General features: G+C 68.0%; 4 protein-coding genes. 3 read left to right on the top strand and 1 reads right to left on the bottom strand.

Translation table 11 applies throughout. The features are described 5' to 3' along the window. Positions 1 to 279: 279 nt before the first annotated feature. Positions 280 to 2,412: an EAL domain-containing protein gene (locus tag QZY48_RS11375; protein WP_295430971.1), complete on the bottom strand. Its 2,133-nt coding sequence runs from the start codon at positions 2,410 to 2,412 to the stop codon at positions 280 to 282. 332 nt (positions 2,413 to 2,744) lie between these two features. Here QZY48_RS11375 and QZY48_RS11380 point away from each other — a divergent pair, with 332 nt between their 5' ends. The 3 genes from QZY48_RS11380 to mdoH are packed head-to-tail and all read left to right on the top strand — an operon-like array spanning position 2,745 to position 7,014. Continuing rightward, entirely contained in the window at positions 2,745 to 4,343 is a 1,599-nt protein-coding gene (locus QZY48_RS11380; RefSeq protein WP_295430972.1) for a glucan biosynthesis protein, read from the top strand. Beyond that, a complete protein-coding gene (locus QZY48_RS11385) occupies positions 4,328 to 4,909 on the top strand; it encodes a hypothetical protein (RefSeq protein WP_295430973.1) in 582 nt (193 codons plus the stop codon). The genes QZY48_RS11380 and QZY48_RS11385 overlap by 16 nt, the downstream gene beginning before the upstream one ends. After that, entirely contained in the window at positions 4,906 to 7,014 is a 2,109-nt protein-coding gene (gene mdoH / locus QZY48_RS11390) for a glucans biosynthesis glucosyltransferase MdoH (protein ID WP_295430974.1), read from the top strand. Before QZY48_RS11385 ends, mdoH begins: the two co-directional genes overlap by 4 nt. Positions 7,015 to 7,286: the final 272 nt, after the last annotated feature.

The raw sequence follows: 7,286 nt of genomic DNA on the forward strand, positions 1-7,286 counted from the left end.
TCCGCGAGTTCGAGTTCCGGGACGGCGTCCGCACCGGGTGCCACGTCTTCGGTTGCGATGGTGCTGTTGGTCGTCATAGAGATCGAGCCCTGAACTGCGGCTAAACACAATCGTTGTCGTTGTCGTTGTCGTTGTCGTAATAGTTGTCGTAATCGTAATCGTAATCGGAGAAGCGATGGCCTTTGGGGTGCGAGAGAATCCGGGGCGCTACGATAGCCTCGATTACGACAACGACAACGACAACGACAACGACAACGAAAATGGCGCTCGCACCGCGGCCTAGCGCGTAGCGATCGGCCAGTGCAGCAAATGCATCCCCAGCGACTCGGCATCCAGCGGCGGGCCGAACAGATAGCCCTGGGCGTAGCGGCAGTCGACGGCCCGCAGGACGTTGGACTGGACCTCGCGCTCGACGCCCAGGGCCATGACCTCGAGCCCCAGGTCGCGGCCCAGGCCGATGATGGCGCGGATGATCGCCTTGTCGCGGGGGCCGCGGCCGAGCTCGCGCACGAAGGAGCCGTGGACCTTGAGCCGGTCGATGGGGACGCGGTTGAGACGGCCGAGCGCGCTGGAGCCGGTGCCGAAGTCGTCGACCACCAGGCGCACGCCCAGGGCGCGCAGGTCGCTCAAGGCGGTGATGACGCGCGGGTTGTCACCCATGATGACCGACTCGGTGACCTCCAGTTCCAGGTCGCCGGGGGCAATCCCGGTCTCCTCCAGGACGCGGCGCACGGCCGGTAACAGGGTGGCCCGTTCGAGCTGCTGGATCGAGACGTTGACGGCGATCGTGGGGATCGCGAGCCCGGCCGCCCGCCAGGCGGCCAATTGCGCGCACGCCTGGGCCAGGACCCAATCGCCGATCTCGCTCACCAGCCCGATCCGCTCGGCGATCGGAATGAAGCGCGCCGGCGCGATGCTGCCCAACTCCGGGTGGGTCCAGCGCGCCAGGGCCTCGATCCCGCACAGGCGGCCGTCGGTCAGGACCACCTGGGGCTGGTAGTGCACCCGCAGTTCGTCGCGGGCCAGGGCGCCGCGCAGCGCGGTCTCCAGTGCGTGCTGCTCATGGATGGCGGCGGTCATCTCCGGGGCGTGGAACTGGTACTGGCCGCGCCCCCGTTCCTTGGCCCGGTACATGGCCAGATCAGCGCTCTGCAGCAGGGTCTCGGCGTCGGCCCCGTCGGCCGGGTGCAGCGCGATGCCGATGCTCGCGGAGATATGGATCGCGTGGCTATCGATAGGGATGGTCTCGGCTAGCACGCTCAGACAGGCGTCGGCCGCGATGGCGGCGCCGATGGCATCGGTCTCGCCGTCCAGGAGGATCAGGAACTCGTCGCCGCCGTGCCTGGCCAGGGTGTCGGCGGCGCGCAGGCGCTCACCGAGCCGCTCGGCCACCACCTCCAGCACGCGATCACCGACCCCATGGCCCAGGGTGTCGTTGACCGCCTTGAACCCGTCCAGGTCGACGAACAGGAGCGCCAGGCGCCCCGCATCGCGCCGGGCGCGGCGGATGGCGTGGGCCAGGCGGTCTTGGAGCAGCACGCGGTTGGGCAGCCGGGTCAGGGCATCATGGTGGGCGAGGAAGTCCAGGCGCTCCTGGGAGCGCTTGAGCTGGCTGATGTCGCTGAAGACGGCGACATAGTGGGTGGTCCGGTCAGTGTGGTCAGCCACCGCGCTGATGGTCAGCCACTCGGGGAAGATCTCCAGGTTTTTTCGGCGATTCCAGATCTCCCCCTGCCATTGTCCGCTCGCGCTCAGCGACTGCCAGAGTTGCGCGTAGAAACCCTGGTCGTGGCGTCCGGAACGCAGCACGCGCGGGGTCTGGCCCAGGACCTCCGACTCGGCGTAGCCCGTGATCCGGGTGAAGGCCTGATTGACGGCCAGGATGCAGGCCTGCGCGTCGGTGATGATGACGCCCTCGCTGGTGCTCTCGAAGACCCGGGCGGCCTGGCGCAGGCGCTCCTCGGTCTGCCGGATGTCGGTCACGTCGCGCAGCGTCGACACCACGCCCTGGGAGAGGTCGGTCCGATCCACGGCGGCGCAGGTCAGCAGGGTGTCGATGACCTGGCCGTCGCGGCGGCGCAGGCGAAACTCAAGTTCGGTGCTGCCCTCCCGGGCGAGCGTGGCATAGACTTCCTGTCCGATGCGCAGGAACTCCGCCTCGCAGGTGAAGACCAGGCGCGTGGATTGGCCCAGCAGCGACTCGCGCGGGTAACCGGTCAGTTCACACAGGCGGTCGTTCACCTCCACGAACACCCGGTCCACCAGCATGAAGATGCCCACCGGGGCGCTCTGCAGCAGCACCTTGAGGCGCGACTCGCTGCTGGCCGCCGCCGCGGCGGCGCTGCCCGCAGCGTGCACGCGCTCGCCCGTCCCGGCGCCGGTCGTCGGTTCGTCCCGGGGGGCCGGGGGCATGGGGGGGGCATCCGAGGGCATTGTGATTGCTGGTCTGGGGGTTGCGGGGGGTGGCCGCGGCGACTCGATCGGCGTTCAGCTTACCGCGAGTGTCCGTCCACAACCAGTCTTTTCGGCCCCTGTTCCGGCCCGTCCGGCAGGGCGCCGACCGGCGATTTTTCAAAGTATCGATGAAGAACCGTGCGCGCCCCCTGCCCGCTGCCATACAATCCGCGTTTTGGCGGGGCTTTGCGGCCGGGTGTCGCGGCACTGTCCGTGCCCTCTCCCTGGTCGCGACCGTCCGCCCCCGGTTCTTTCTCTGCGCGACCCTGAACAGCAGGTAATTCTCTACCATGATCCCGAGACGTTGCGGATTCCTCCCCCTTGGTGCGGCCCTGGCGCTCACCGTTGCGGCGCTTACGGCAGGGCCCTGGGGCCTGGCCGCGGCCGGCCCCGCGGCCCGCGGCTCCGAGCAGGGGGTGCCCGGCCACTTCACCTTCGCCTCCGTGGTGCGCCGTGCCGGTGACCTGGCGGCGGGGCCCTACCAGCCGGATCAGCCCGCGCTGCCCGCCTTCTTTGCCGATCTCAACTACGACCAGTACCGCGATCTGCGCTTCAAGCGCGATCAATCGATCTGGCGGGCCGAGTCCCTCCCGTTCCAGGTCGAACTCTTCCCGCGCGGCGGGTTGTTCAAGGACCGGGTGACGATCAACCTGATCGAGAACGGCAAGGCCGTCGCGGTGCCCTTCAAGGCCGGTTTCTACAAATACGGCAATAAGGAAAATGAGAAAGACCTGTCGGAGGTCGCGTCCGAGGTCCCTGAGGATCTCGGTTTCGCCGGGGTGCGCCTGCTCTACCCGCTCAATCGCGACGATGTCTTCGACGAGTTGGCGGTCTTCCTGGGGGCGAGCTATTTCCGCGCGGTGCCCCAGGGACTCAACTACGGGATCAGCGCCCGGGGGCTCGCCATCGACACCGGGCTCGCAAGCAAGGAGGAATTCCCGATCTTTCGTGAGTTCTGGCTGGAGAAACCGGACCGCGACGCCACCGCCATCACCATCTACGCCTTGCTGGATAGCGCGAGCGTCGCCGGGGCCTATCGGTTCCTGATCACCCCGGGGCTGGAGACGGTCATCGATGTGAAGGCCCAACTGTTCTTCCGGGAACGGGTGAAGAAGCTCGGGCTGGCCCCGCTGACCAGTATGTTCTTTCACGCCGAGGATACCGACCGCTTCATGGACGACTTCCGCCCCGAGGTCCACGACTCGGACGGCTTGTTCATAGAGACCGGCAGCGGGGAGCGCATCTGGCGTCCCTTGGTCAATTCCAAGGGCTTGCGGATCAGCGACTTCCATGCCGACAACCCCCGCGCCTTCGGTCTGCTGCAGCGCGACCGCGACTTTGCGAACTACCAGGACCTGGAGGCCCGCTACGAGAGGCGCCCGAGTGCGTTGGTGGAGCCCGACGGTGACTGGGGCAAGGGGGTGGTCGAGTTGGTCCAGATCCCGAGCGACTCCGAGCGCTATGACAACATCGCGGCCTTCTGGGTGCCGGAGCGCATGCCGTCGACCAGCAAGCCCTTCGAGTACAACTACCGTCTGCGCCTCGCGGCCGATCCGGAGGCGAAATTGACCGGCGGGCGCACCCTGTCCACGCGCATCGGCGCCGGCGGCACCAGCACCCTGGATTCCAACAAGCGTAAGTTCGTGGTCGACTTTGTCGGCCCGACCCTGGCCGGTCTGCCGGCCGATACCCCGGTCGAGGCCGTGGTCACGACCTCCGTCGGTACCCTGTCCAAGCCGGTGGTTCAGCCCAATCCGGAGGCCCGGGGTTGGCGGCTGTTCTTTGAACTGACCCCCGACGGCGACGGCCCCGTGGACCTGCGCGCCTACCTGAAGAAGGGTGATGACGTGCTGAGCGAAACCTGGAGCTTCCAATGGAATCGGGAATAGCGGCGGCGACGCTCGCCATGGGGCAGATCGCCGACGCGGCGCCCGTGGACGAGTCCGGCCAGTCCGCGGCGCCCTGGGAGCAGGTCGCCGGACGGGTCGCCGACTATCTGCGCGCCCTGGGTGTCACCGACCCATTGCACCTGGAGCGGCTCGGGTTGCGCATCCGCGAGCGTTTCGAGGCGCGTGTCGGTCGGGCCAAGTTGGAAGACCCGGTGGAGGCCGCCATCGAGGTGACCTACGCCCTGCTCGACCGTTGGTTGAGCGCCGAGTTGGGCATCGTGGGGGATCGCGACGCCCTGTTTACCGCGCGTGCGGCCGTCCTGAGCGGTGCAGTGCCGGGCTGGGCGGCGCGCTTTGCCGGAGTCTCCGAAGAGTCCTGCGCCGCCGCGATCCACGCGGCCGGCGTCCAGCCGCGGCCCCCGGACGCGCCCCTGACCATGGTGCCGAACACGATCGAACTCTTCTGGCGTCGCGTCGGCCGGGCGATTGCCGCCGGCCTGCGGCGCCTGATCGGCCTGCTGCCGGGTGATGCCGCCGCCGATCCGCACCAGGGGCCCCCGCGATGACCAGTGAATCCCGGATCGGCGTGCCCGGTCACCACTTCCGCCGTACCATCTTTTTCTCGCTGGTGCTGCTGACGACGCTGGGCGCGCTGAGCCTCTTGAGCGTCGCCTTCCAGGACAACGGCACCCAGTTGTTTGAACTGGTTCTACTCGGCCTCTACGCCATTCTCACCCTGTGGATCAGCGCCTCCTTCTGGACCGCGACCATCGGCTTCGCCATGCTCCTGACCGGGCGTGACCATTACGCCATCGCCACCGCGGACACCCGCGGTTCCGGGCCGGACGCACCGACCGGCCCGTTCAAGACCGCGCTGGTGATGCCGGTCTACAACGAGGACCCGGTGCGGGTCTTCGCCGGGTTGCGGGCGGTCTGGCAGTCACTGGTGGAGACCGGCCAACACGAGGGGTTTGAGATCTTCGTGCTGAGCGATACCCGCGACCCCGACATCTGGGTGCAGGAGGAACTGCTGTGGCGCCGCTGGGCCGCGGAACTGGGCGCGCCGGCGCGGCTCTTCTACCGCAACCGGGTGGAGAACACGAGCCGCAAGAGCGGCAATATCGCCGACTTTTGCCGCCGCTGGGGCGGGCGCTACCGCTACATGATCATCCTCGACGCCGACAGCATCATGTCCGGCGAGACCTTGGTGGAGATGGTGGCGCGCATGGAGCGCAACCCCTGTGTCGCCCTGATCCAGGTGCCGCCGGTGCCGGTCAACCGTGCCTCCTTCTTTGCGCGCATGATTCAGTTCGCCGGCAGCCTGTACGGGCGCATGTTCACCGCGGGGCTGTCCTATTGGCAACTGGGCACCAGCAACTTCTGGGGCCACAACGCCATCATCCGGGTCGCGCCCTTCGCCGCACACTGCGGACTGCCCAAGCTGCCGGGCCGCGAGCCCTTCGGGGGGGAGATCCTGAGCCACGACTTCGTGGAGGCGGCCCTGCTGCGCCGCGCCGGCTGGCGGGTCTGGCTGGCCTACGACCTGGGTGGGAGCTATGAGGAGATCCCGCCCACCCTGATCGACTACGCCAAGCGTGATCGGCGTTGGTGTCAGGGCAATCTCCAGCACAGCCGCCTGATCTTCGCGCGGGGCTTCAAGCCGCTGAGCCGGATCCACTTCGTCATGGGCGTGATGTCGTACATGGCCTCGCCCCTGTGGCTGATCTTTCTTGTGGTGACCGGCATCGCCGCCTGGTTCCAGAGCGGCGTGGAACCCGTCTATTTCTTCGGTGACAACTTCTTGCCGGTCTGGCCCGAGACCTTCACGGTGGAGATGACCACGGTCCTGTGGGTGACGCTGGCCATGCTATTCCTGCCCAAAATCCTGGCCCTGGTGCTGCTGGCCGCCAAGCGCGGCCTGCGGTTGCAGTTCGGCGGTCTGCTGCGGGCCTCGCTCAGCGTGCTGCTGGAGAGCCTGTTCTCGGTCCTGCTGGCCCCGGTGCTGATGCTGTTCCAGAGCAAATTCGTGGCGGCCATCCTGCTGCGCCAGAACGTCGGCTGGCCGGCCCAGCAGCGCGGCGACCACCAGACCGGATTCGCGGAGGCCTTCGCCACCCATCTGTCCCACACCCTGATCGCCGCGGTGGTCGGCTTCCTCACCTACCGCTATGTCCCGTCCTTCTTCTGGTGGTTCACGCCCGTCCTCGCAGGTCTGGCCCTCTCGATCCCGGTGTCGATGCTCACCAGCCGCGTCTGGCTCGGTCAGTTCGCCCGGCGTCTCGGCATCTTCCTGACCCCGGAAGAAACAGCCCAGCCGCGGGTGCTGCAACTGCTCGACGAGAACCTGGCGGCCGCCGCGGCCCCCGTCTGCGAGTCGGCGACCGGGGGCGACCTGTGGTACCGGGCGGTGGTGGACCCCTGCGCCTACGCGCTGCACGCCTCCCTGCTGCCGGACGAGACACCCAACCGCCGCCGTCGGCACTATCTGGAGGGCCTGATCTTCCAACTCCAGGACGACGGCGCCCACACGCTGAAGGCAAACGAAAAGCGCGCCCTGGTCTCGCACCGGGACGGGCTTTATGAACTGCATACCCTGCTGTGGGCGGGGTCGCGTTCCCCGAGTGCCGGGCGGACGCCGGCGGCGCCGGGCACTGGGGGCGCGGAGCACTAGTATCACCCGACGCAATTGCTCGGACCACTTGGCGTGGGGTGCGCCGTGCGCAATCCGTAGGGTCCGCTGCGCGGACCGGCGGCCCCGCCGACCGCGCCCTGGCCGGTCGAGTCCCGCCGCCGCGCGGCGGCTGTGGGAGCGGCTTTACCGTGAAAGTGCGTAGTCAGGCCATCCTGGCCTGACGGTGTCGGGGCTGGAACAGTCAGGGCTGGAAGCCCTGACTACGCCGCCCCGCACGCTGGCCATCGAGCTAGCGGTCGAGAGGACTTTCA

The sequence above is a fragment of the uncultured Thiodictyon sp. genome, assembly GCF_903828115.1.
GTDB lineage: Bacteria > Pseudomonadota > Gammaproteobacteria > Chromatiales > Chromatiaceae > Thiodictyon.